Raw genomic sequence first — 23558 nt, forward strand, 5'->3', positions numbered from 1 at the left:
TATGTGGGGTGTGCTCCCCGACGTCCTGGATCGTGCGTGCGCTTACTACGGCGAGCGCACCGCGATCCTGGACGCGGCGTCTGGCGCGAGTGTTACCTATAACGAGCTGGGCCGGTGGCGCAATCGGATCGCCAATGCGCTGATCGGCGTTGGTGTACAGAAGGGTGATCGAATCGGGCTGCTGATGCCCAACTGCCTGGAGTTCATCCCAATTCAGCAGGCCGTGTGGGCGGCTGGGGCGGTGCTGGTGCAGATGCCGACCCGGGCCGCGGCCGAAGGATTCAAGTCAAATCTGGAACAGACCGACGCGACGACGTTGCTGTATCACGCCAAGTTCGAGGACGCCGTCGCCGCGATCCGGGGGCAGTTGCCGAAGCTGCAGACCCTGATCCGAGTGGGCACCGCGTCAGGCGACCCCAAGGTTGAGGCACTGGACTTTTCGACCCTGGTGGCCGCCCAGAGCTCACAGCGTCCACAGGTCGATATCGCCGAGCACGACGAGGCCTATGTGCTGTTCACATCGGGGAGCACAGGTGAGCCGAAAGGCGTGGTCAATTCTCACTTCACGTGGAGCCACTACAGCATTTCGGCGGGGTTGGAGATCGGCGATATCCGGTTCGGCGAAGTGTTCGCCCACGGCGCACCGCTGACGCATTTCACGCAGATCTTCGTGATGCCGACCTTCATCCGCGGTGGCACCAACGTGATGCTTCCCGGGTTGGAACCGGAATCGCTGCTCGCCTACATAGAGCGATACCGTGTCACCGCGGCCGCATTGGTGCCCACCATCATCTATCTGTTGCTCGATCACCCCCGCCGAAGCGAGTTCGACGTGAGTTCGCTGCAGACCGTGGTCTATGCGGGATCCCCGATCACCCCCGAGCGGTTGCGTCAGGCGCTAGAGGTCTTCGGGCCGATCTTCATTCAGACCTATGCGGGCACCGAACCCGGCTACATCGCGTGTCTGCGCAAACACGAGCACGTCCAGCGTGACGGCGAATCCACAGGCCAATGGACCGCTCGTCTCGGAGCCGCGGGCCGACCGATGTTTCAGGTCAACGTAGCGATTCAGGACGACAACGACACGATACTGCCGGTCGGCGAGGTCGGTGAGATCTGCTCACGCCAGCTTGGCCAAATGCTGGGCTACCTCGATCCGGCACGCAACGCCGAGACGCTGCGGGACGGGTGGGTGCATACCGGAGACGTGGGCTACCTCGACACCGACGGGTACCTCTACCTCGTCGACCGCAAAAAGGACATGGTGGTCAGCGGCGGGTTCAATGTGTTCCCACGTCAGGTCGAGGATGTTCTGGCCACCCACATGGCGGTGGCCCAGGCGGCGGTGATCGGGGTGCCTGACGAGAAGTGGGGTGAGGCCGTGATGGCCGTGGTGGTCGCCCGCGCGGGTGAGATCACCGGGCCGGCATTGGAATCAGAACTCATCAGGCACGTCAAGGCTGCGCTGGGCAGCATCCCTGCTCCCAAGACCATTCTTTTTGCCGACAGCCTCCCGCTGAACCCAGCAGGCAAGGTCGACAAGAAGGCTATTCGTAAACCCTACTGGCGCAGCAAATCCCGTCAGGTCGGCTAGAGAAAGGACGCTCGCGATGTCAGAGCACTACTCAATGTACATCGAGGGCAAGTGGGTCGACACCGACGAGGTGTATGAGATCTGCAGCCCGGCAACAGAAGAACTGGTCGCCACTGTCGCCAAAGGAAGCACTGAGCTGGTCGACACCGCGGTGAACGCGGCCAAGGGGGCCTTCGTCGAAGGGACGTGGCGCCGAACCCCGCCCGCGCAGCGGGCGGCGATCATCAACACCGTCGCCGAAAGACTGGGCGCTCGCGCTGAGGAACTCGCAGCCCTGCAGACCCGCGAGAACGGGGCCACGATCCGCATCACCAGCGCATTGCACGTGGGGTTGTCGGTTGCCCAGATGCAGTATCTGGCGGCGGTCGCGCAGAACTATGAGTGGGAGACGGCCGGGCCGGCGATCGCACCGATTGCCGCCGACGGTGTGGTGGTGCGCGAGCCTCTCGGTGTGGTAGCTGCGATCGTGCCATGGAACATCCCGATGCTGACCACGGTGTGGAAGATCGCGCCGGCCTTGGTCGCCGGTAATTCGGTGGTGCTCAAACCCGATGAGCACGCGCCGTTGCTGGCACTGGAGCTGGCCCGCGAGTTCGACGCTGTGGGATTGCCCCCCGGAGTGTTCAATGTCGTTACCGGGGACGGTGAGTCGGCCGGTGCGCACCTGTCCGGGCATCCCGATGTGCGCAAGGTGGCGTTCACCGGTTCGACGGCGGTGGGCAAGAGCATTCTGCGTCAGTCGGCGGACTCGGTGCGTCGGGTCACCCTGGAACTCGGCGGCAAGGGCGCGAACATCATCCTTGATGACGCCGACATCGACATGGCCGTCGACGGCGCCCTGTTCGCGTGCATGGCCAACAACGGCGAGGCGTGTGAGGCGGGCACCCGATTGCTCGTCCCGGCGTCACGACGCGATGAGATAGTGGAGAAGCTGCTGGCGCGGGCATCGACATTGCGCGTCGGTGATCCACTGGACCCTGCGACCCACATCGGGCCGATCATCTCGCAGACCCAACGCGACCGAATCCTCGACTACTTCCGGATCGCGGCCGAGGAGGGCGCCACCGCCGCTATCGGCGGCAAGGCTCCTTCGGGACCGGGCTTCGACAAGGGCTACTGGATCGAGCCCACCATCTTCGTCGACGTGACCAACGACATGAGAATCGCCCGTGAAGAGGTGTTCGGTCCGGTTCTGGTCGTGATGACCTACGACACTGACGAGCAGGCACTCGCGATTGCCAACGACACCAATTACGGCCTGTCGGCCGGCGTTTGGGGCAGTGACGAACGAGCGGCCGGCCTGGCGCGCCGGTTGGAGGCCGGCATGGTGTGGGTGAACAACTGGCACATCATCCACCCCGCCTATCCGTTCGGTGGGTACAAGGAGAGCGGTCTGGGCCGTGAAGGAGGGCCGAACGCGATCGACGAATACGTCGAGGAGAAGTTCATCGCATTCGATCGTTCCGGGGGAATCGAGAACAAGGCGTTCGCCATCGTGATCGATCCCGCAGAGAAGTGAGTTGACGCGGTAACGAGGAGAAGCTGATGACGATGGCGACTGCAACGCGCGACATGGCCGGATGCCCGGGCACATCGAGGCGGCCCTTGCGATTCGGTGTGGTATCTGAGAAAGGGTTGTGGACCAACGGATCTGATGAGTTAGTCCGCATCCGCGCGGTGGACCTGCGGGATTTGACGCACAAGGCGGCTGCGGCCCGCGAGGATTGTCCGCGTGCTGTGGTCGTCGTCGACATCAACGTGCTGATCGCCGGCGATGCCCGAACAGCGCGCGCTGCGATCAGCGATTCGGGGTGTCAGCGCGGTGACACGATGACCTATGTGGGTACCCCGGCCGGATTGTCCGGGCTCATCGCCGATATCTACGCACTGGGCATTGCCGACGGCGCAATTCTGCTGCCAGTCGACAGCGAGGGCGTTGTGGAGCTGATCCGCGACGTCGTTGTTCCCGAGTTGCAGACAATGTCGGCGGCATGATGGTCAGCGCTGAACAGTATCGTGCCGCGCTTCGGCGCCATCCCGCTGGTGTCGCCATCGTGACTATGATGTCAGCGGGCGGGCCCGTCGGTTTCACCGCGACGTCGTTTGCCTCCCTGTCGTTAAATCCACCGTTGGTGTCGTTCAACATCACCCATACCTCTTCGAGTTTCGAGGCCATGCGGGCGGCCGATACATTGGTCATTCATCTGCCCGGTGCCGGTCAGGTCGAACTGGCGCAACGGTTTTCACGATCGGCCGAGCAGCGATTCTCCGATAGGTCGCTGTGGCATCTGCTGCCGACCGGCGAACCCGTACTGGATGGGGTGCCGACCTGGCTGCGGGTCCGAGTGGACCGACTCATCGCCGCCGGTGACTCCACGCTGGTCGTCGGCGCGGTCGCCCAGATTCATTGTGAGGATTCCCCAGCGCGCCCGGAGCCGTTGCTGTATCACGACGGCGCCTACCTATGCACTCAACCGCTCATCTGACGGGCCGGTGTTGCTGGCTCAGGTGTTCTGCAGGGCCCAGGCGATGGCTTGGGCGCGGTTGACTGCCCCGTACTTGCGCAGAATGTGCTTGACGTGGGACTTCACGGTCCCTTCGGTGATCACCAACTGGTCGGCGATCTCGTGGTTGCTGGCACCGGTCATCATGAGCCGCAGCACTTCGGATTCGCGTTCGGTCAGTTCCACCCGGTGCGGCGCGTGGCCCCCGGGGGCTGCGTCGAGGTCATCGCCGCTTGCCCAGTCGTCATTGGACCAAGCGGCGGCGTCGATACCCAGGTCGCACAAATCGTCGATCTGGTCGACGGTGTTGATCAGCAAATCCCTGATGTTGTCGCGCTGTTGGCGCAGGTTCTCCATGAGTGCGGCACGTTGGTAGATATGGCTGAAGCCGTCGGCGAAGGCCCACAACACATCCCGATCGGCCTCGTCGACGCGAGTGGTCTCGGGGTAATGGTCGATGTGCAGGAATCCCATCACATCGCTGCCCTGCACCAGTGGTGCGACAACATAGGAACGCGACTGGCCGGCTTGGACGATCAGCGGTCGATAAACCGGCGCATCGGCGGTGTCCTGGATCAGGGTGGGCTGCCGCCGCGACAGCGACACCGCCTCCGGGGTGGCCGGCATAAAGGGCACCGACTGGTTTTGCCACGCGTTGAACCAAGCTCGTTCAGCGACCTCGGTTCGATCCAGCAGGATCAGCGGCTTCCACCCTGCGGCGTCCACGGTGGAAAGAACTGCGCGTCGAAACCCTAGGCGGAAAACCAATTCGTGGCACGCGTTATCGACCAGAGCTGCCGTGGTCGGCATGGCGCGCAGCCTGTTGAGGCTCACTGCGCAGTCGGCCAGGCGCTGGCTGCGCACGCCGGTCTCGAACAGATACCAGTCCATGGCCAACTGCTGCAGCCTCAATAGCAAGGTGTACAACTGTCGTTCGGTCTCGGTGTCCGAACTAGGCACCGCGCGCATACGCAGCGCACACAGCCTCGAGAAATCCGAGATCACCTCGCCAGCCTGTGCCGGAGAATCGGCTTCCAGTCCTGGCGGCCCCTCGATGCCCAAGACACCGACGACCTGTGCGCGCAGTGCTGAGAAGCGCTCGCTGAACTCGGCTTGTTTCGACGACCAGTCGGCGCGCCCTCGACCGGTGCCGGCTGCGCGTGAAGACTCGCCGCCGATGAGGACGCTCATCGGCGTGACCTGTTCACGCCGCGGGTCTCGCGCAGATAGTACGAGATGGCCGCGGCCCGGTTGGTGGCACCGAGTTTGTGCAGGATGTGCTTGACGTGCGATTTCACGGTGCTCTCCGCGACGGTCAGTTGGTCGGCCAACTGGGCGTTGGTCGCGCCGCTGGCCAACAATCCCAAGACCTCGCGCTCCCGGCTGGTCAATGTGGTCAACCGAGATGAGTCCCGCACCTCGGTGGTATGGGCGGGCTTGGTGTGGCGAACCCTGGGCGGCGGTGCGGATTCGGGTGCTTTGATCGATGTGGTGGCCGCGGCATTGGCGCGCAAGGGGATCGGGCTGGTCATGTCGGTGGTGGTCACCGATCCCACCGCCGCATCGCAAACTCCGAGGACGTACTGGCGCTGACGCTCGATGCGTTCGACGAGTAGAGCGCGTTCGTAGGACAACCCCACACCGTCGGCGAACATCCGCAGCAGGTCGCGATGTGCTGCGGTCAACGGCCGGCCGTCGGTGGGACGGTCTGCGTGCAGCAATCCGATGACCACCGAACCAGCCACGACGGGGGCCACCACGTATTCGCTGGTCCGCATGCGTTCGACCAGAGGACGGTACACCCGAGCCTCATGGTCGACGTCCAGGATCAGGGCGGGTAACCGGCGACGCACCACTTCGGCCTCCACCAGCGGTGATGCCAGCGGAATCTGCAGGTCTTCGACCCGATCGGTGGGGTAGCACTCGATCTGCATGCTCACATGCCGCTGCCCGTCCACCCCGTATATGGCGTCGGGCGACCATGTGGACCCGCGTACCTGGGAATACATCACCCGCTGGAATACCGCCGATTCGGCCAGTGCGCGGGGGGCGCACTCCAAAGTCGCGGCCGGGGAGGGCGCGTCTCTCACCGTTGCCAGGGATGCAAGTAGTGCGGTGAGGGCGGCCGATATCTGCTCGCCCGGTGAGGCGAGGTCGCGGTGTGGCGTGTAATCGGGCGCAATGGCCTGCTCGCTCAGCAACTTTGGGTCGTCGGTCGACGATGACCGCGACAGAAGCTCGGTGCCGATGGGGTGCTCCTTGGTCGTCATCACCACGAATGCGGTTCAGAATTCACTAACGTGCCCTCATCATTGGTGATCTGAATCACTTTGTCAAACCATTCCTGGCCTGCGTTATTGCCGCTGAACCGCAGTTGGTCGGCGATTTGGCGGTGCCGCGGTTGACAATGACGATCCGGTGCTAGTAAATCTCAATTCACTAATTCGGAGGTGAGGGATGAGATGGACCCGTTGATGCGACCTGCTGCCTGGCCTGGGGCTCTAGCGCTACCGGTGATCGCCGCGCCGATGACCAACGTGTCGGGACCGGAATTGGTGATCGCAGCCTGCCGCGCGGGGGTGATCGGGTCGTTCCCCACGCACAACGCGCCTTCACCGGCTGACCTCGACTCCTGGATGGGCCAGATCGCGTCGGAGATCTCCGGGGATGGGTGCGCACCGGTGGCGCCGAACCTGGTGGTGCACCGCAGCAATGCCCGTCTGCAGGCCGACCTGGACTGTCTTATCGGTCACCAGGTGAAACTGGTCATCACCAGCGTGGGCTCCCCGGCGCCGGTCGTGGAGCGACTGCACGCGGCCGGTGCCGAGGTCTACGCGGATGTGGCCAGCGTGCAGCATGCCTGGGCCGCGCTGGAGGCAGGCGCGGACGGACTGGTGCTGTTGACCGCGGGCGCGGGCGGACAGACCGGCTGGGCGAACCCCTTCGCTTTTGTGCGCGCTGTTCGCGAACGGTTCGACGGGCCACTGGTCCTTGCCGGCGGCATCGCAGACGGCCGCTCGATCCTCGCCGCCCAAACCGCTGGTGCCGACCTGGCCTACATCGGGACGCGGTTCATCGCCACCGCAGAAAGCCGGGCCAGCGACGAATACCGCCGAGCGCTGGTCGCCTCGACACTCGACGATGTCCGGCTGTCCGACCGGGTGGGCGGGATACCGGCCAGCCTGCTGGCTGCATGGCTGGATCGCCAAGACGGCGAGTGCGGCGGCCGCGGTGACGGGTTTGCTCAAGATCAGTTGCTGTCCAATGCCGACGCGTGGAGCGCGGGCCACAGCGTCTTCGGCGTTCACGGCCTGACCACGGTCGACGAACTGGTCGCGGAGTTGGCCGGCCAGTACCGCCAAGCCAGGCGGGAACTGGCGGCCCTGTGCGCGGAGGGGCGGCCGGTGGGGTGAATGCCTCGTTCGAACGGCCTTTGTCACCTATTGGGGGTGTTTCGCCGGCATCCCCATTGTGATCAGCGCCAACGCACTTAGTGTATTGGCATTCACTAACAACGTTAAGGACATCGATGCCAGCCCTGTCATCGGAGATTGACACCGACTCCGACACCTTTGTCAGCAACTACGAAGTGCAGTCGGCAGCGGTCGCGGCGCTCAACGAGCAACTCCGAGCCGTGGCCGCCGGCGGCGGTGAGCGCTACGTCAAACGCCATCATGGCCGAGGCCGACTGTTGGCCCGTGAGCGCATCGAGTTGCTTCTCGACCGTGACGCGCCGTTCCTGGAACTGTCGTCGCTGGCGGCGTGGGGCACTCAGTTCAACGTGGGTGCTGCGATCGTCACCGGCGTCGGGGTGGTCAGTGGTATCGAGTGCATGATCATCGCCCACGACCCGACTGTGCGCGGCGGCACCATGAACCCGTACACACTGCGTAAAAACCTGCGCGCGTTGGAGATCGCGAAAATCAACCGACTTCCGGTGCTCTACCTGGTGGAGTCCGGCGGTGCCGATCTGCCCACGCAGTCGGAGTTGTTCGTGCATGCCGGCCGGATTTTCCGGGACCTGACCGAGCTGTCGTCGATGGGTATTCCCAGCGTCGCCATGGTGTTCGGAAACTCCACCGCCGGTGGCGCCTACGTGCCCGGCATGTGCGACTACGCCGTGCTGGTGGACAAGCAGGCCAAGGTATTCCTCGGCGGCCCGCCGCTGGTCAAGATGGCGACCGGTGAGGACGCCGACGACGAATCCCTGGGCGGGGCAGACATGCACACTCGGGTCTCGGGACTCGGTGACCATTTCGCCGTCGACGAGGTCGACGCCATTCGCATCGGCCGCGATATCGTCGCGCACCTGAATTGGCGCAAGCTGGGACCGGGACCGAGCACTCCGGCTGACGAGCCGCTCTACGACAGCGATGAGCTACTCGGGATCGCCTCGGGTGACTCCCGAGTCCCGTTCGACCCCCGAGAGGTGATCGCCCGCATCGTCGACGGCAGCCGCTTCTCTGAGTACAAGCCCCGGTGGGGGACCAGCCTGGCCACCGGATGGGCATCGATCCACGGTTTCCCTGTCGGTATCCTGGCCAACACCCGAGGCGTCCTGTTCAGCGAAGAGTCAAAGAAGGCAACAGAATTCATTCTGCTGGCCAACCAGACCGACACACCTTTGATCTTCCTGCAGAACGTGACCGGCTTCATGGTGGGCACCGAGTACGAGCAGGGCGGCATCATCAAGGACGGCGCGAAGATGATCAACGCCGTCACCAACAGCACCGTCCCGCACATCACCATCAACATGGGTGGATCGTTCGGCGCCGGCAACTACGGGATGTCGGGCCGGGCCTACGACCCGAGGTTCATGTTCAGCTGGGTCAACGCCAAACTCGCCGTCATGGGCGCCCAGCAACTCGCAGGTGTGCTCTCGATCGTGGGCAAGGCCGCCGCTCAGGCCGCCGGCCGGGAATTCGACCTGGAAGCCGACGCGAAGCGCACAGCAGAGATCGAAGAGCAGATCGAGCGCGAATCGCACGCCTTCTTCATCTCCGCCCGCATCTATGACGACGGGGTGATCGACCCACGCGACACCCGATCTGTGCTCGGAATGGCCTTGTCCGCAGCACATTCCAACGTGATTTCCGGACGCCGCGGCTTCGGCGTATTCAGGATGTGAGGAACGTGACCACCACTCATCAGCCCATCGGCAAGCTGCTCATCGCCAACCGCGGCGAGATCGCCTCAAGGATCATTCGAACCGCCCGCGAAATGGACATCGCCACCGTCGCGATCTACTCCGATGCCGACCGGTTCGCCCCCTACGTCGCCGAGGCCGACGAGTCGGTGCACCTACCCGGCACCGCTCCGGCCGATACCTACCTGCGGAGCGACCTGGTTCTGGCTGCTGCCGCCGCCACTGACGCCGACGCGATCCACCCGGGCTACGGATTTCTTTCTGAGAACGCCGAATTCCCCAAAGCCTGCGCCGATGTGAACGTGATCTTCGTCGGTCCCAGCCCCGAAGCCATCGCCGCGATGGGATCCAAGATCGCCGCCAAAGACATGATGGCCGCAGCCGGCGTACCGGTGCTGCCCGGGGTCACCGTGGATGCCGAACAGGACGCCGACCCCGACAACCTGCGCAACGCCGCAAATCAAATCGGCTTCCCGATACTGGTCAAAGCCGCCTTTGGCGGCGGTGGCCGCGGAATGCGGATCGTCGCCGACGAGAACGAACTACTGGAGGCGGTCGCCGGTGCACGGCGAGAAGCGGCGTCGGCATTCGGCAATGGAACTGTGTTCCTGGAGAAGTTCGTCGAATCGCCTCGACACATCGAGGTCCAGATCTTCGGCGACAGTCACGGCACGGTCGTGCACCTGGGTGAACGCGAATGTTCCATTCAGCGTCGCTATCAGAAGATCATCGAAGAGGCACCTTCGACGGCGGTCGACCCGTCGCTGCGCGAAGAACTGGGGCGCGCCGCGGTGGCCGCGGGTAAAGCATTGGCCTACGAGGGGGCCGGCACCGTCGAGTTCGTGATGGCACCCGACGGCGCCTTCTACTTTCTCGAAGTCAACACCCGGCTGCAGGTCGAACACCCGGTGACCGAGCTGGTCACCGGAATCGACCTGGTACGCGCGCAGTTGCTGGTCGCCGCGGGGCAACCGTTGCCGCCTCAGATGCTGAACACCCGCCCCGACGGCCACGCGGTCGAGGTCCGGCTCTACGCCGAAGACGTTGCCGCCGGGTTCATTCCGGCGTCGGGAACGCTGCACACCCTGGAGTTCCCCGATCTGCCCGGCGTGCGTGTCGATGCCGGATTCACCTCCGGGTCGACAGTCAGCACGTTCTACGACCCGATGCTGGCCAAAGTCATCGGCTACGGCCAGACGCGAGACGAAGCCTGCCGGCGGGTGGCCCGGGCGCTGCGCGAGACCCGCATCCACGGCGTCACCACCAACCGTGATCTGCTGGTGGGAATCCTGCGTGAGGCCGAATTCCGCGCCGGCGCGATCGACACCGGCTACCTGCAGCGCCACGATCCCGCCGTCCTGATCGTGGCGGAGCGGGCCGCAACCGGCACCCACGCGGTAGCCGCGGCGCTGGCCTCGCTGGCGCAGCGACGTCAGCAGACAACTGTCGTGCCCGGTCTTCCCGCCGGGTGGCGCAATCTGCCCAGCCAGGATCAGATCGTGCAGTACCGCGTCGGCGAAGACATTGTCGAGGTGCACTACCGCGTAGAGCGTGACGGCGTCAAAGTCACCGTCGGCGACTGGCAGCCCCAGGTGCGGATGGTCAGTGCGGCCCCAGACTTGATTGACGCCGAAATCGACGGAGTGCGACGGCGCTACCAGGTAGCTCGGTCCGGGGACGTTCACTACGTCGACAGTGCACTGGGATCGACCGCACTGCACGAGATTCCACGATTCCCAGACCCCAGCTCGATGCAGGAGACCGGGTCACTGCTGGCCCCGATGCCCGGGGCGGTGGTGCGCGTCGAGGTCAGCGAAGGCGACGAAGTACGCCTAGGCACCGCCATCGTGGTGCTGGAGGCAATGAAGATGGAACACACCGTGCGCGCCCCATCGGATGGCCTCGTGGCAACGATCGCCGTAAAGTCCGGGGACCAGGTGGAATCGGGGCAGGTCCTCGCCGTGGTTTCCGGGCCCGATGACGGTGCCGCGTCGTGAGCGTTGAGTACGAGGTCCGCAACGGGATCGCTTGGCTGACCATCAACCGTCCAGAGGCCCGCAACAGCCTCAACAAGGCAGTCCGCGACGGGTTATTCGACGGGGTACGCAGATTCAACGACGACCGGCAAGCCAAGGTGCTGGTCCTGACCGGCGCCGGGGACAAAGCATTCTGCGCCGGCGGCGACCTCAAAGAGATGTCGGAGGAACATCTCACCGTTCCGCCGGTGGATTTCGTGCCACAGTTCGGGCGCAACATCACCGTGGACAAGCCGACCATCGCCGCGGTCAACGGCGTCGCCTTCGCCGGCGGTTTCCTGCTGGCACAGACGTGTGACCTGTGTGTGGCCTCGACGACGGCGAAGTTCGCCATCACCGAGGTCAAGGTAGGCCGCGGTTCGCCATGGGCAGCGCCGCTGCCACTGATGATTCCGCGCCGCATCGCCGTGGAACTGGTGCTCACCGGCGCGCCGATATCGGCCGCGCGCGCCCACGAGATCGGTCTGGTCAACCGGCTGGCAGAGCCCACCGACCTGCATGCGGCGGCACAAGAGCTCGCAGAGCAGATCGCGGCGAACGCGCCGCTGTCGGTGGCTGCGGGCAAGCAGACCGCGATACTGACTGCGCAGCATCCACTGCGCGAGGCGTTCGAACTAGCCGAATCAATCTGGGAGCCCGTCTATTTAAGCCAGGACGCGCAAGAGGGAATGGCCGCCTTCAAGGAGAAGCGCTCCCCCCAGTGGAAAGGACGCTGATGAGCCTGGACTACCCCGGACTGCTAGCGGCGCTGCACGTGGAATCTGAGCTGCTCACACATCGTTTGCAGGACTTGTCGTTCGAGTATTGGGGTCGCGCGACACCAGCGCAGGGCTGGAGCATCCAAGATCAGGTATCTCACCTGGCCTTCTTCGACGATGCCACCAAACTGGCCTTTACCGCGCCGGATCACTTCGCGCAGATGGCCGCCAAATTGATCGACGGCGGTATGGACTTTCCCGACCGGATCGCCGAACAACACCGCATCCTGGCCCCCGAGGCACTGATGAGCTGGTTTTCGGTGGCACGTCAGGAGCTGCTGACCCTGTTCGCCAACAGTGACCCCAAACGCCGTGTGCCGTGGTTCGGTCCCGACATGAGCGGGGCGTCCTCGGCGACCGCCCGGCTGATGGAGACATGGGCGCACGGACACGACATCTACGAAGCACTCGGTGTCGAACACCCGGCCACCCCCGGGCTGCGCAGCATCGCGCACCTCGGCGTGTCCACCTTCGCGTTCTCACACCGCCTCAACGGTCTTGACGTGCCCAGCGAGCCGGTCGGCGTGCAGCTGCATTCGCCCGAGGGCCAGACGTGGACGTGGGGACCGCAGGACACCGCCAACACGGTCGTGGGCGCCGCGCAAGATTTCGTCCTCACCGTCACCCAACGCAAACACTGGACCGAGACCGGGCTGACAGTCAACGGTGCGGTGGCCACCGGCTGGATGGAGATCGCTCAAGCGTTCGCCGGAGCAGCCAGCAAGCGCAGACCGAAGGTGCAGCAGCGATGAAACGTGCGGTTCGGATCGGCAACGCCTCGGGGTTCTACGGGGACCGGCACTCGGCGATGCAGGAGTTGGTCGCCACCGCCGACGTCGACGTGGTCACCGGCGACTACCTGGCCGAGCTCACCATGCTGATCCTGTGGAAGGCGCGCAAGAAGAATCCCGACACCGGTTATGCGCATACCTTTCTCACCCAATTCCGGGACGTGGCCGCCGAATGCGCGCGCCGCGGGATCAAAGTTGTGGTGAATGCGGGCGGGCTCAATCCCGCCGGAATGGCCCGACGAGTTCGCGACCTGCTCACTGACCTCGACGTCGATCTCACGGTCGCCCACGTCGAGGGCGACGACCTGGTGTCGCGGCTACCGCAGCTGATGGAGCAAGGCATCGACTTCGCCAACCTCGACACCGGGATCCGGCTGCGCGACAAGAACGTCGAACCGGTCTCGGCCAACGCCTACCTGGGCGGCTGGGGAATTGCCTCGGCCCTGACCCGTGGCGCCGACATCGTGATCACGGGCAGAGTGACCGACGCGGCGCTGGTGGTCGGGGTGGGCGCTTGGTGGCACGGTTGGGCAACCAACGACTACAACGCGCTGGCCGGTGCCGTCGCAGCCGGTCACATCATCGAGTGCGGCCCACAGGCCACGGGCGGAAACTACTCCCAGATTCGGGAGGTCACCGACCGGCGCTACCCCGGTTCACCGATTGCCGAACTCGGCCACGATGGCAGCTTCGTCATCACCAAGGCGTCCGGCAGCGGGGGCGTGGTGACACCGGGCACCGTCACCGCCCAGCTGCTCTACGAGGTCGGCGCGCCTGCCTACGCCAACCCCGATGTGGTGGCCCACTTCGACACCTGCTCGATGACCCAGGTCGGTGATAACCGAGTGCGGGTCAGCGGTACGACCGGCACGCCGCCACCGCCGACGCTCAAAGTCGCAGTGAACTACATCGGTGGCTTCCGCAACACCATGACCATGGCGCTGACCGGCCTGGACATCGACGAGAAGGCCCAATGGGCCGTCGAGGAACTCATGACGATCCTTGGCGGGCGAGACCGATTCGACGGTGTCGATATCCAATTGCTGCGCTATGACACTGCCGATCCGGCCAACATGGCCCAGGCAACCGCCCATCTGCGGGTCACCGTCAAAGACCGCGACCGCACCAAGGTCGACCGAGCGTTCTCCAATGCGGTCATCGAGCTGTACGTGGCCGGATACGCCGGCTTCTACACCACCACCCCACCCACCACGGCTAGCGAATTCGGTGTCTACTGGCCGACACTGGTCCCGGCAACGGCAGTGCAGCACACAGTGGTTCACGCCGACGGGACACGAGAGCCGATAGATCCGCCGACCGAGGTGTCCGAGATCGATGTGCCTGATCCCGCACCCTCGCCGGTCCGCTCAGATTTCGGGCCGACCACCCGCCGGCCGCTGGGCAGCATCGTGGCGGCCCGCTCAGGTGACAAGGGCGGAAACGCCAACGTCGGCGTCTGGACCGACACCGACGAGCGTTGGAAATGGCTGGATGAATACCTGAGCGCCCAGAAGTTCGCCGAACTCGTGCCCGAGGTCCACGGGCTGACCATCCGGCGCTACGCGTTCCCCAACCTCAAGGCGCTGAACTTCGTGGTCGTCGGATTCCTCGGCGACGGTGTCGCATCGTGTACCCGCCCCGATGCCCAGGCCAAAAGCCTGGGGGAGTACCTGCGGGCGCTCAACACCGACGTTCCGGACAAGCTGGTCTAGGAGAGCGCAGGCGAATGGACTTCACCGAATCCAGCGAACATCGCGACCTGCGCACCGCCGTTGCCGCGATCACCGACAAATACGGCCCCACCTACTTCGCCGAACGAGCTACCGCTCACGAACCCACCGACGAACTCTGGCTGGAGCTGGCCCAGCACGGATTCATCGGCATCAACTTCCCCGAGGAATTCGGCGGTGGCGGCGCGGGCCTGACCGAACTGGCCATCGTCTGCGAGGAAACCGCCGCTCGCGGATGCCCCTTGTTGCTCATGCTGGTGTCCAGCGCCATATCGGGTGAGCTTCTCACCCGGTATGGCACCAGCAGTCAGCAACGGGAATGGTTGCCGCGCATGGCCTCCGGCGAAACCAAGATGGCGTTCGCCATCACCGAGCCCGACGCCGGATCCAACACCCGCCAGATCGCCACCACAGCGGTACGCGATGGCGGCGACTATGTGCTCAACGGCACCAAGTACTACATCTCCGGAGTCGACGAAGCCGGCGCGATCGTCGTCGTGGCGCGCAGTGCGCCACAGCGGCTGTCGTTGTTTGTGGTGCCCACCGATACAGCGGGTCTGGTCAAACACCGACTTCCGGTGGGGATCAACCTCCCAGAGAAGCAGTACACGCTGCACTTCGACGACGTCCGGGTGCCCGCATCGCAGCTTCTGGGTGTCGAACACGAAGGGTTCAACCACGTTTTCGACGGGCTCAATCCAGAGCGCATCACCGGAGCCGCGGTGTGCGTGGGCATCGGCAGACATGCGGTCGAAAAAGGAGCCGACTACGCCCGCCAACGGTCGGTGTGGGGCCCACCCATCGGCACCTATCAGGCGATCTCACATCCGTTGGCCAAAGCCAAGATCGACGTCGACCTGGCCGCCGTAGCCACCGGCCGCGCCGCCTGGCTCTTCGATCGCCGGTTGCCCGCCGGGGAGGCATCCAACATCGCCAAATACGTGGCCGCCGAGGCAGCGGTCAGCGCCGTCGATCACGCGATCCAACTGCACGGTGGAAATGGAATATCAGCCGAGTACGGCTTGCTCCCGCAATGGGGTCTGGCCAGATTGTTGCAGATCGCCCCGGTCAGCAGAGAGATGATCTTGAACTATGTCGCGCAGCACAGTCTCAACCTGCCCCGATCGTACTAACCCCGGACAGCAAGCAGAACAATCGTGAAGTTCGGTCTGCAGCTTGGCTATTGGGACGCCCAACCGCCCACCAACCACGCACAGCTGGTCGCCGCAGCCGAAGACGCCGGGTTCCGCACCGTGTTCACCGCCGAGGCGTGGGGCTCGGATGCCTTCACCCCGCTGGCCTGGTGGGGCCGGCAGACCCGTCGGATGCGACTGGGAGTGTCGGTGGCGCAACTGTCGGCCCGCACACCGACAGCCTGCGCGATGGCATCGCTGACGTTGGACCACCTCAGCGGTGGACGGCACATCCTCGGGCTTGGAGTGTCCGGACCGCAAGTGGTAGAGGGCTGGTACGGACAGCGGTTCCCGAAACCGTTGGCACGGACCCGGGAATACATCGACATCGTCCGGCAGGTATGGGCCCGTCGAGAGCCGGTAACCCACCGCGGGCCGCACTATCCACTGCCCCTGACGGGGCAGGGCAGCACCGGTGCGGGAACGCCGCTGAAGTCGATCACCCATCCGTTGCGGACCGATATCCCGATCATGCTCGGCGCTGAGGGACCAAAAAATGTCGCGCTGGCCGCCGAGATCTGCGACGGATGGCTTCCGATCTTCTATACGCCACGAATGGCCGAGACATATAACGGCTGGCTCGACGAGGGTTTCTCCCGTCCCGGAGCACGGCGCCGTCGTGAGGATTTCGAGATCTGCGCGACCGCGAATGTCGTGATCACCGACGATCGCGCCGCCGCATGTGCGGCCATGAAACCTCGGTTGGCAATGTATCTGGGCGGTATGGGCTCCCAGGACACCAACTTTCACGCCGATGTCTACCGGCGGATGGGCTATGGCGACGTGGTCGAGGAAGTCACTGTGCTGTTGCGCAGCAAGGGCGCGGACGCAGCAGCACAGGCAATTCCGGACGTACTGGTCGAGGATTCGGCGATCGTGGGAGATCACGAGTACGTCCGCGAGCAGATCAAAATCTGGCAGGCCGCCGGAGTCACCACCATGGTGATCAACGCCCGCAGCCCCGAATTCATCAACCAATTAAGTAACTTGTGAGGACGGACATGCTGGAAATCACCGATCGCAATCGGGTCCGCACCATCGCCTTGGCGCGCCGTGATGCACTCAACGCCTTCGATGAGGCGCTCTACGACGCCACCGCGATCGCACTGCAGGAGGCCACCGAAGACGACGACGTCGCGGTGGTGATTCTCACCGGGTCCGGCCGGGCGTTCAGTGCCGGGACCGACCTGAAGGAGCTTCAGGCCCGAGCATCTCAAAACGGGTTCATTCCAGGGGAATACGGATTCACAGGACTGATGGATGTTCTCGCCGAATTCCCCAAGCCGTTGATCTGCGCGGTCAACGGAGTGGGGTTGGGGATCGGCACCACCATCCTGGGGTTCGCGGATTTGGCGTTCATGTCCACCACCGCCCGCCTCAAGTGCCCGTTCACCAGTCTGGGACTCGCTCCCGAAGCAGCGTCGTCGTACCTGCTGCCGGCGCTGCTGGGCAGGCAGAACGCGGCCTGGGTACTGATGTCCTCGGAATGGATTGATGCCGAGCAGGCCCACGCGATGGGTTTGGTGTGGCGGCTGTGCGAACCGGACGATCTCGACACCCAGGTCCGTCGGCACGCCGAAATCCTTGCCAGTCATCCTCTTTCTAGCTTGATCGCGGTCAAACGGACCATCACCGCACCCCATATCGGGGCGGTTCGCGCGGCGCTGGCCAGGGAGGATGCCTATCTCGAGGATCTTCTCGGGGCTCCAGACAATGCGCAGGCGCTGGCCAGATTCGTCGAGGGCCGTAAGTAGCGACTCACGACCTCATGCCGACGACGATCGCCGCCGCTGCCTCCTCGGCCAACGGATACGGCGTCAGCAGTGTGAATCGGTCGACCAATCCGCTGAACCGACTGAGCACCTGTGGCCCGATCTTGGCCGGTTCACCCACCACGGCAAAGGTATTTAACACCTCGTCGTCGATCAGGGCGCTCATCGTCGTCCAGTCGCCAGTCTTGGAAAGCCGATGCAGCTCGGTGTGCAAGTCGTGCCATCCGTGCAGTTCCAGTACGTGGCGGTAGGCCGGTGTGGACCCGTAGAAGGCGATCTGGCGTCGGACCGCTTCGATGGCGTGGGCGATCTCGCACTCGGTTCGGCCCGAGGCGATCAGTCCGGGATAGGACACGGCGAGATCAGTGCGGGCGCGGCCGGTTTCGTGCAACACCGTGGTGACGGCCGGCAGGGTTACCTCGCTGAGGTAGCGGCGCGTGGTGAAACCGTGCACGAGCAGGCCGTCTGCGACTTGCGCGGCAGCCTGGGTCATCCTGGGCCCCACGGCTGAGACCACGATCTTGGGATCTCCGTAAGGATGAGGGGTTGGGGTGAACATCGGGGTCATCAGCGTGTGCTGGTAGTGCACTCCCCGGAAGTCCAGGCGTTCCCCGGTGCGCCAGGCATGCCAGATCGCACGCAGCGCGTGCACGTATTCGCACATCCGGTCGGCGGGAGCCGACCATGGCATCGAGAATCGTCGTTCGATGTGCGCCTGGATCTGGGTGCCCAGTCCGAGCACGAAGCGCCCGCCGCTCATTTCCTGGAGATCGTTTGCGGCTATGGCAGTGGTCATGGGATTGCGCGCGAACGCCACCGCGACACCGGTGCCCAACTGCACACCGGTGGTGGTCATGGCTGCGATTGCCAAGGGAAGAAACGGATCTCGGTCAACATCGGTCGACCAGATGCCGTCGAACCCGATGCGTTCGGCACGAGCTGCCTGGGCGACGAGACCGGCGATGCCGGCCTCGTCGCTGCCCGAGACTGTGCCCCCGATGTTGCAGTCGATGTACATGAATAGCTCTACCTATGCTTATCAGGCGAGCTGCGCTTGGGCTGGTCGGCCAGGTCGGTTCGTTGGCGCCCCGGCCGCAGCCGGTGCGGCTGGAAGAAAGGCGGTGAGCCCGTAGATGACGATGGTGCACAAGATGATCGACACCAATGTCGCTGCGAAGACCAGTGCGGGGGATGCCAGCCCGTTGTCGAGATGCATCGCGATGATGAGTGGATAGCCCAGACCGAAGTTGGCGCCGAAGAAAGTCATTGGGAACACCACGAAAAGGCTCATCAGCTCCCACCAACGAGAAATCTTGCGCCAGATAAGTACCGCCACAACGGTGAACAGCACGACCTGGGTGCCCTCCAGGATTCCGATCACGATCGGGTAGTTCCATATCCGCAGGGCATGGGGACCGTAGTAGGTGTACACATCGGTACCGGTGCCGATCACTTCGAACACGCAGGAGGTGAGAACTTCCAGCCCCCACAACGCGAACAGGCCCTTGCGGTTGAACCGGCCTTCGTAGATACGCTTTCCGGCATACAGGCAGGCACCGGCGTAAAGGATGATGTAGCCGCTGTGAGTCCAGTTCGGCTGCGGGATACCGAAAGCCGAAAAGTGCATCAGCCCGGCACCGGGCTGGCCGTTGTGCGCGTCGTAGAACCACAGGTCGAACGCCACGTCGTAGAGCGGCTCGGCGTAGGCGGCCACACCGGCTGCCACGCACGCGATGAGGTAAAACGGCGTGCGGTGCCGACGGCCCATCTGAATGGCGACAACGATCATCGCCAACGCGATCGCCCAACTCAGCCAGGTGAAAATATTCTGCCACAGCAGGCTGACGTCATGTGTCATCACCTCGGTGGTCATTCGGCCCATGTGCGCTCCTCCGTTGACGTGGCGACGGTGAGCGTTGAGGTGCCCGGGTGTCGCCCTGCAGGAAGGACGCTATCCACGGTGATGTGTGTCTCATATCCCCCGCGGGGGGACATGCACTCTCATTAGGGGGTGCACGAGCGAAGCGCCGTCAAAGGCGTGCTGCGCCGGCGCGGCTGGTGCTCAAGATGGCGCGAGCTGAGTCGGTCAGCAGAACCCGCAGCTGGTCATCGGCCAGACCTGTGTTGTGAAACAGCGGTGATTGAATGGCGCCGATGGCGGCGTGCACGACGACCCGTGCTTCGGTGTCGTCCAAGTCCTCGCGCAGCTCGTCGACCAGATGTACCCACTCCTCCAGGTACAGCCGCTGCTTTCGGCGCAACCGCCTGCGGTCCTCGTCGGGCAGGTTGTTGATCTCGTTGTAATAGACCTGCGCCAGCTGACGATCTCCGACCACGAACTCGACCTGGCCTTCGATCAGCTGCTCCAGCGCGGTGGGCAGCTCGGCGTTGCCGTCGAGGATGCGCTGTTCCTCGGCGATCAGATCGTCGATCACGCGGTCGAACAACGCGACCAGGATTGCCGACTTGCTGTCGAAGTGGCGGTAGACCCCGGATCCGGTGATACCCGCCGCGTTGCCGATGTCAGCAATCGATACCGCGTGAAAGCCTTTGCGCCCAATCAGATCTGAGGCGGCCAGCAGAATCCGGTTCTTGCGGTCGGGATCGCGGGTTCTGACGCCTGCTGTGCCGGAGGGCGAGTCAACGACGATGAGTACACCTCCTAGTGCATCTCTACTCATTATGCATTGGGCTTGGGCTGGGCATATCACTTCACATAAGTGAACCACAAATAACTAACTCGGGCGTCAATCCAACGTGGGTTGTCACGTGCCGAGGCGAGGTTGTGCCCCGATGGGGGGATCCATCTCCTCCCGCGAGGAGGGGAAACCGCAGTGATCTGTGCCATACATTTTCGGCGTGCTTCCCAACGAAGGGCCCCCGTTTATGCGCACCGCGCACACAGCTTGGCAAATCGACCGCTCGCGGCCAGTGTGTCGGGACGCCCGGTGATCGCGCTGGGACCCGCGGCCAAGCCGGTGGGCGCGCTCGGCGGGTTTTTCGCGATGACCCTCGACGTGTTCGTGCTGATTTTCCGTCCTCCCTTCGCATGGCGCGAGTATCTGAATCAAACGTGGTTTGTGGCCCGGGTATCGCTGGTCCCGGCACTGATGCTGACGATTCCTTACACCGTGCTGCTGGTGTTCACCTTCAATATCTTGCTGATCGAGTTCGGGGCCGCTGACTTCTCGGGAACCGGGGCCGCGATCGGCACGGTGAGCCAGATCGGGCCGATCGTGACCGTCCTGGTCGTGGCCGGCGCCGGCTCCACAGCGATGTGTGCTGACTTGGGCGCCAGGACAATTCGCGAAGAGCTCGACGCTATGCGGGTGATGGGCATCGATCCCATCCAGGCGTTGGTGGTACCGCGCGTGCTGGCCGCGACCACCGTGGCACTCGCACTGTCGGCAACGGTCATCATGGTCGGGTTGGTCGGCGGATTCACCTTCGCCGTCTTCATCCAGCATGTGCCCCCAGGCTCGTTTGTGGCCGGACTGACGGTGCTGACTCACGGAGCCGATGTCGCTGTGGCGCTGGCCAAGGCCGCATTGTTCGGGCTGTCGGCCGGTCTGATCGCCTGTTACAAGGGGATTTCTGTGGGGGGCGGACCCGCCGGTGTCGGCAACGCGGTCAACGAAACAGTCGTGTTCACCTTCATGGCGCTGTTTGCGATCAATGTGATCGCCACAGCGGTCGGCGTGAAGATCACGGTGGTGTGAGGTGGGGGAGTTGAGTTCTGTAGTCCAGCAGAGGTTCCCGAGAGTAAGCAGTCGGGTTGGACGAATCAGGGTGGCGTGGAACGACATCGGTGTGCAAACCCAGTTCTACGCCCGTGCGATCGCGTCGATCGGCGACGCGGCGATGAACTATCGCACCGAGCTCATCCGGCTGATCGCCACGATGGGGCTGGGTGCAGGGGCGTTGGCCGTCGTCGGCGGGACGGTGGCCATCGTCGGGTTTTTGACCACGACCACCGGCGCGCTGGTCGCGGTCCAGGGCTATAACCAATTCGCGTCGGTGGGTGTGGAAGCGCTGACCGGGTTCGCGTCGGCATTCTTCAACGTCAGGCTCATCGCGCCGGGCACTACGGCGGTGGCACTGTCGGCCACGATCGGTGCCGGCGCGACTGCGCAGCTGGGCGCAATGCGCATCAACGAGGAAATCGACGCATTGGAAGTCATCGGTATTCGCAGCGTCAGCTACCTGGCATCGACACGGGTGGCCGCCGGGGTCATCGTGGTGATCCCGCTGTACTGCGTCGCGGTCATCATGTCGTTCGTTTCGTCGCGGTTGGGTACCACCGTGATCTACGGGCAGGGCTCCGGTGTTTACGACCACTATTTCAATACGTTCCTCAACACGACCGATCTGCTGTGGTCGTTCGGCCAGTCCGTGGCGATCACGGTGGTGATCATGTTGGTGCATACCTACTACGGGTTCACTGCCTCCGGCGGACCGGCCGGTGTGGGCGAAGCCGTCGGCCGCGCGGTGCGGACCTCGTTGATCGTGGCCGCCATCGTCGTGGTGATGATCTCGCTGGCGTTGTACGGCCAGTCCGGCAACTTCCATTTGGCGGGGTGAACTATGCACTCGGGACCCAACGATGCCCGGATCAAGCCGGTCTGGTGGACACTGATCCTCGTCGCCGCCCTCGGCGTCTTCTTTTTCACGACCGGTTCGATGTTCGCAGGCACCTTCCGCAACTTCGTACCGGTGACTCTGATGTCGGACCGCGCCGGCCTGGTGATGGAAACCGGGGCGAAAGTGAAACTCCACGGCGTCGAGGTGGGTCGTGTCAGTGCCATCCACGGGGGCGCCTCCGCGGTGAGTCTTCAGTTGGAGATCGCTCCAGATCAGATCAAGTTCATCCCGGCCAATGTCGACGCGAGAATCACCGCGACAACGGCTTTCGGTGCGAAGTACGTGGATCTGAGCTATCCGGACAACCCGGCCAGTCAGCGCCTGGCCGCTGGTGCGGTGTTGCACTCGCGCAACGTCAGCACCGAGGTCAACACGGTGTTCGAGAATCTGACCGGCGTTCTGAAAATGGTCGACCCGGCCAAGCTCAATGCGGTTCTTTCGGCTCTGGCCCAGGGTTTTCGCGGCCAGGGCGAGCGTATCGGGCAGGCGATCACCGATTCCAGTGAGGTTCTGTCGGCGATCAACCCCCGCCAGGACGTGATCCGCCAGGACTGGAAGGCGATGGGAGACCTCAGCGCGACCTACGACCGTGCCGCCGACGACATCGTCGCGATACTCGATGCCGGCAGCACCACCGCCGAGACGATCACTACCCAGCATGCACAGCTTGACACATTGCTGCTCAACGTCATCGGGTTCGGCAGGGCCGGTGTCGACTTGTTGGCACCCAACGCCAAAAACCTTGTCGATGCGGTCAATGGCTTCGCTCCAACCTCGGATCTACTGATGAAATACCAGCCCGAGTACACCTGTCTGCTGGATGGGTCGGTCTCGTTGCTGCAGAACGGCCACGTCGATGCCTTCGGCGCCAACGGCCGCTCGGCGATCTTCGACATCGGTCTGCTGCTGGGCAACGATCCCTACCTCTATCCGGACAACCTGCCGGTCATCGGAGCCAAGGGTGGCCCCGGCGGAACGCCGGGCTGCGGTTCGCTGCCGGATGTCGCGAAGAACTTCCCCGTACGACAGTTGGTGACCAACACCGGGTGGGGCACCGGTATCGACATTCGGCCCAACCCCGGCATCGGGTTCCCCGGCTGGGCGAACTACTTCCCTGTCACCCGCGCAACCCCGCAGCCACCGATAGTGCGCAATCTCGGCGGCGGACCGGCGCCCGGACCCGTTCCGTACCCGGGAGCACCGGCCTACGGCGCGGACTTGTACGCCGACGACGGCACCCCACTGTGGCCAGGTCTGCCGCCGGCACCACCGCCCTCGGATCAGCCACCACCGGATCCGAACACGCCACCACCAGGTGTGGAGCCCTTCGTTCCACCCGCACCCGCTGTCATGACGCCGACTCAGTGATGGCCCGCCGACCCCGACAGGAGCC

General features: G+C 64.1%; 21 protein-coding genes. 16 read left to right on the forward strand and 5 right to left on the reverse strand.

Going from position 1 to position 23558, the window contains the following annotated elements; genetic code table 11:
* The first annotated feature begins 1 nt into the window (after window position 1).
* From HBE63_RS04620 to HBE63_RS04635, 4 genes are read left to right on the forward strand one after another with little or no spacing between them, the layout of a single operon-like run.
* Window positions 2-1594 carry an AMP-binding protein gene (locus tag HBE63_RS04620; RefSeq protein ID WP_208301409.1) on the forward strand — a complete coding sequence of 531 codons (1593 nt, stop codon included), beginning with the start codon at window positions 2-4 and terminating at the stop codon, window positions 1592-1594.
* 16 nt (window positions 1595-1610) lie between these two features.
* The gene (locus HBE63_RS04625; protein WP_166903648.1) at window positions 1611-3113 is read left to right on the forward strand and encodes an aldehyde dehydrogenase; all 1503 of its coding nucleotides are present in this window, start codon (window positions 1611-1613) and stop codon (window positions 3111-3113) included.
* Between the two features lie 32 nt (window positions 3114-3145).
* Window positions 3146-3589: a hypothetical protein gene (locus HBE63_RS04630; protein WP_243858507.1), complete on the forward strand. Its 444-nt coding sequence runs from the start codon at window positions 3146-3148 to the stop codon at window positions 3587-3589.
* On the forward strand, window positions 3586-4080 hold the full coding sequence (locus HBE63_RS04635; protein WP_166903652.1) for a flavin reductase family protein: 495 nt from the start codon (window positions 3586-3588) through the stop codon (window positions 4078-4080). Before HBE63_RS04630 ends, HBE63_RS04635 begins: the two co-directional genes overlap by 4 nt.
* Window positions 4081-4098: 18 nt before the next feature.
* On the opposite strand, the gene HBE63_RS04640 is transcribed toward HBE63_RS04635, so the two are convergent.
* Window positions 4099-5289, reverse strand: coding sequence for a LuxR C-terminal-related transcriptional regulator (locus HBE63_RS04640; protein ID WP_166903654.1), 1191 nt, complete (start codon window positions 5287-5289; stop codon window positions 4099-4101).
* Window positions 5286-6368, reverse strand: coding sequence for a LuxR C-terminal-related transcriptional regulator (locus tag HBE63_RS04645; protein WP_243858508.1), 1083 nt, complete (start codon window positions 6366-6368; stop codon window positions 5286-5288). Before HBE63_RS04645 ends, HBE63_RS04640 begins: the two co-directional genes overlap by 4 nt.
* 192 nt (window positions 6369-6560) lie before the next feature.
* On the opposite strand from HBE63_RS04645, the gene HBE63_RS04650 reads away from it, so the two are divergent.
* The 9 genes from HBE63_RS04650 to HBE63_RS04690 all read left to right on the forward strand — a co-directional run bounded on the left by HBE63_RS04650 (window position 6561) and on the right by HBE63_RS04690 (window position 17506).
* On the forward strand, window positions 6561-7511 hold the full coding sequence (locus HBE63_RS04650; RefSeq protein ID WP_166909385.1) for a nitronate monooxygenase family protein: 951 nt from the start codon (window positions 6561-6563) through the stop codon (window positions 7509-7511).
* Window positions 7512-7627: 116 nt separating this feature from the next.
* Window positions 7628-9226 carry an acyl-CoA carboxylase subunit beta gene (locus tag HBE63_RS04655; RefSeq protein WP_166903657.1) on the forward strand — a complete coding sequence of 533 codons (1599 nt, stop codon included), beginning with the start codon at window positions 7628-7630 and terminating at the stop codon, window positions 9224-9226.
* 5 nt (window positions 9227-9231) lie between these two features.
* Entirely contained in the window at window positions 9232-11241 is a 2010-nt protein-coding gene (locus HBE63_RS04660; protein WP_243858509.1) for a biotin carboxylase N-terminal domain-containing protein, read from the forward strand.
* A complete protein-coding gene (locus HBE63_RS04665) occupies window positions 11238-11996 on the forward strand; it encodes an enoyl-CoA hydratase/isomerase family protein (protein WP_166903661.1) in 759 nt (252 codons plus the stop codon). Before HBE63_RS04660 ends, HBE63_RS04665 begins: the two co-directional genes overlap by 4 nt.
* Window positions 11996-12790, forward strand: a complete 795-nt coding sequence (locus HBE63_RS04670) for a TIGR03084 family metal-binding protein (protein ID WP_166903663.1) — start codon at window positions 11996-11998, stop codon at window positions 12788-12790. Before HBE63_RS04665 ends, HBE63_RS04670 begins: the two co-directional genes overlap by 1 nt.
* Window positions 12787-14541, forward strand: coding sequence for an acyclic terpene utilization AtuA family protein (locus HBE63_RS04675; protein WP_166903665.1), 1755 nt, complete (start codon window positions 12787-12789; stop codon window positions 14539-14541). Before HBE63_RS04670 ends, HBE63_RS04675 begins: the two co-directional genes overlap by 4 nt.
* 14 nt (window positions 14542-14555) lie before the next feature.
* Complete coding sequence (locus tag HBE63_RS04680) at window positions 14556-15692, forward strand: acyl-CoA dehydrogenase family protein (RefSeq protein WP_166903667.1); 1137 nt, start codon at window positions 14556-14558, stop codon at window positions 15690-15692.
* Window positions 15693-15716: 24 nt separating this feature from the next.
* On the forward strand, window positions 15717-16745 hold the full coding sequence (locus tag HBE63_RS04685) for an LLM class F420-dependent oxidoreductase (RefSeq protein WP_166903669.1): 1029 nt from the start codon (window positions 15717-15719) through the stop codon (window positions 16743-16745).
* 8 nt (window positions 16746-16753) lie between these two features.
* The gene (locus HBE63_RS04690; protein ID WP_166903671.1) at window positions 16754-17506 is read left to right on the forward strand and encodes an enoyl-CoA hydratase/isomerase family protein; all 753 of its coding nucleotides are present in this window, start codon (window positions 16754-16756) and stop codon (window positions 17504-17506) included.
* Between the two features lie 4 nt (window positions 17507-17510).
* Here the strand turns inward: HBE63_RS04690 and HBE63_RS04695 are convergent, their stop codons facing one another.
* The 3 genes from HBE63_RS04695 to HBE63_RS04705 all read right to left on the reverse strand — a co-directional run bounded on the left by HBE63_RS04695 (window position 17511) and on the right by HBE63_RS04705 (window position 20205).
* Window positions 17511-18542 carry an LLM class F420-dependent oxidoreductase gene (locus tag HBE63_RS04695; RefSeq protein WP_166903673.1) on the reverse strand — a complete coding sequence of 344 codons (1032 nt, stop codon included), beginning with the start codon at window positions 18540-18542 and terminating at the stop codon, window positions 17511-17513.
* Between the two features lie 21 nt (window positions 18543-18563).
* On the reverse strand, window positions 18564-19406 hold the full coding sequence (locus HBE63_RS04700; RefSeq protein ID WP_166903675.1) for a hypothetical protein: 843 nt from the start codon (window positions 19404-19406) through the stop codon (window positions 18564-18566).
* Window positions 19407-19554: 148 nt separating this feature from the next.
* Window positions 19555-20205 (reverse strand): TetR/AcrR family transcriptional regulator, encoded by a 651-nt coding sequence (locus HBE63_RS04705; RefSeq protein WP_166903677.1) that lies wholly within the window; start codon window positions 20203-20205, stop codon window positions 19555-19557.
* Window positions 20206-20529: 324 nt separating this feature from the next.
* On the opposite strand from HBE63_RS04705, the gene HBE63_RS04710 reads away from it, so the two are divergent.
* From HBE63_RS04710 to HBE63_RS04720, 3 genes are all read left to right on the forward strand, one after another.
* The gene (locus HBE63_RS04710; protein ID WP_243858685.1) at window positions 20530-21243 is read left to right on the forward strand and encodes an ABC transporter permease; all 714 of its coding nucleotides are present in this window, start codon (window positions 20530-20532) and stop codon (window positions 21241-21243) included.
* A gap of 70 nt (window positions 21244-21313) precedes the next feature.
* Window positions 21314-22105, forward strand: coding sequence for an ABC transporter permease (locus tag HBE63_RS04715; protein WP_243858510.1), 792 nt, complete (start codon window positions 21314-21316; stop codon window positions 22103-22105).
* A gap of 3 nt (window positions 22106-22108) precedes the next feature.
* Window positions 22109-23533 carry an MCE family protein gene (locus HBE63_RS04720; RefSeq protein ID WP_166903681.1) on the forward strand — a complete coding sequence of 475 codons (1425 nt, stop codon included), beginning with the start codon at window positions 22109-22111 and terminating at the stop codon, window positions 23531-23533.
* Window positions 23534-23558 lie beyond the last annotated feature (25 nt).

Origin of the sequence: Mycobacterium sp. DL440, assembly GCF_011745145.1 — a bacterium.
In the GTDB taxonomy this organism is placed as follows: Bacteria; Actinomycetota; Actinomycetes; order Mycobacteriales; family Mycobacteriaceae; genus Mycobacterium.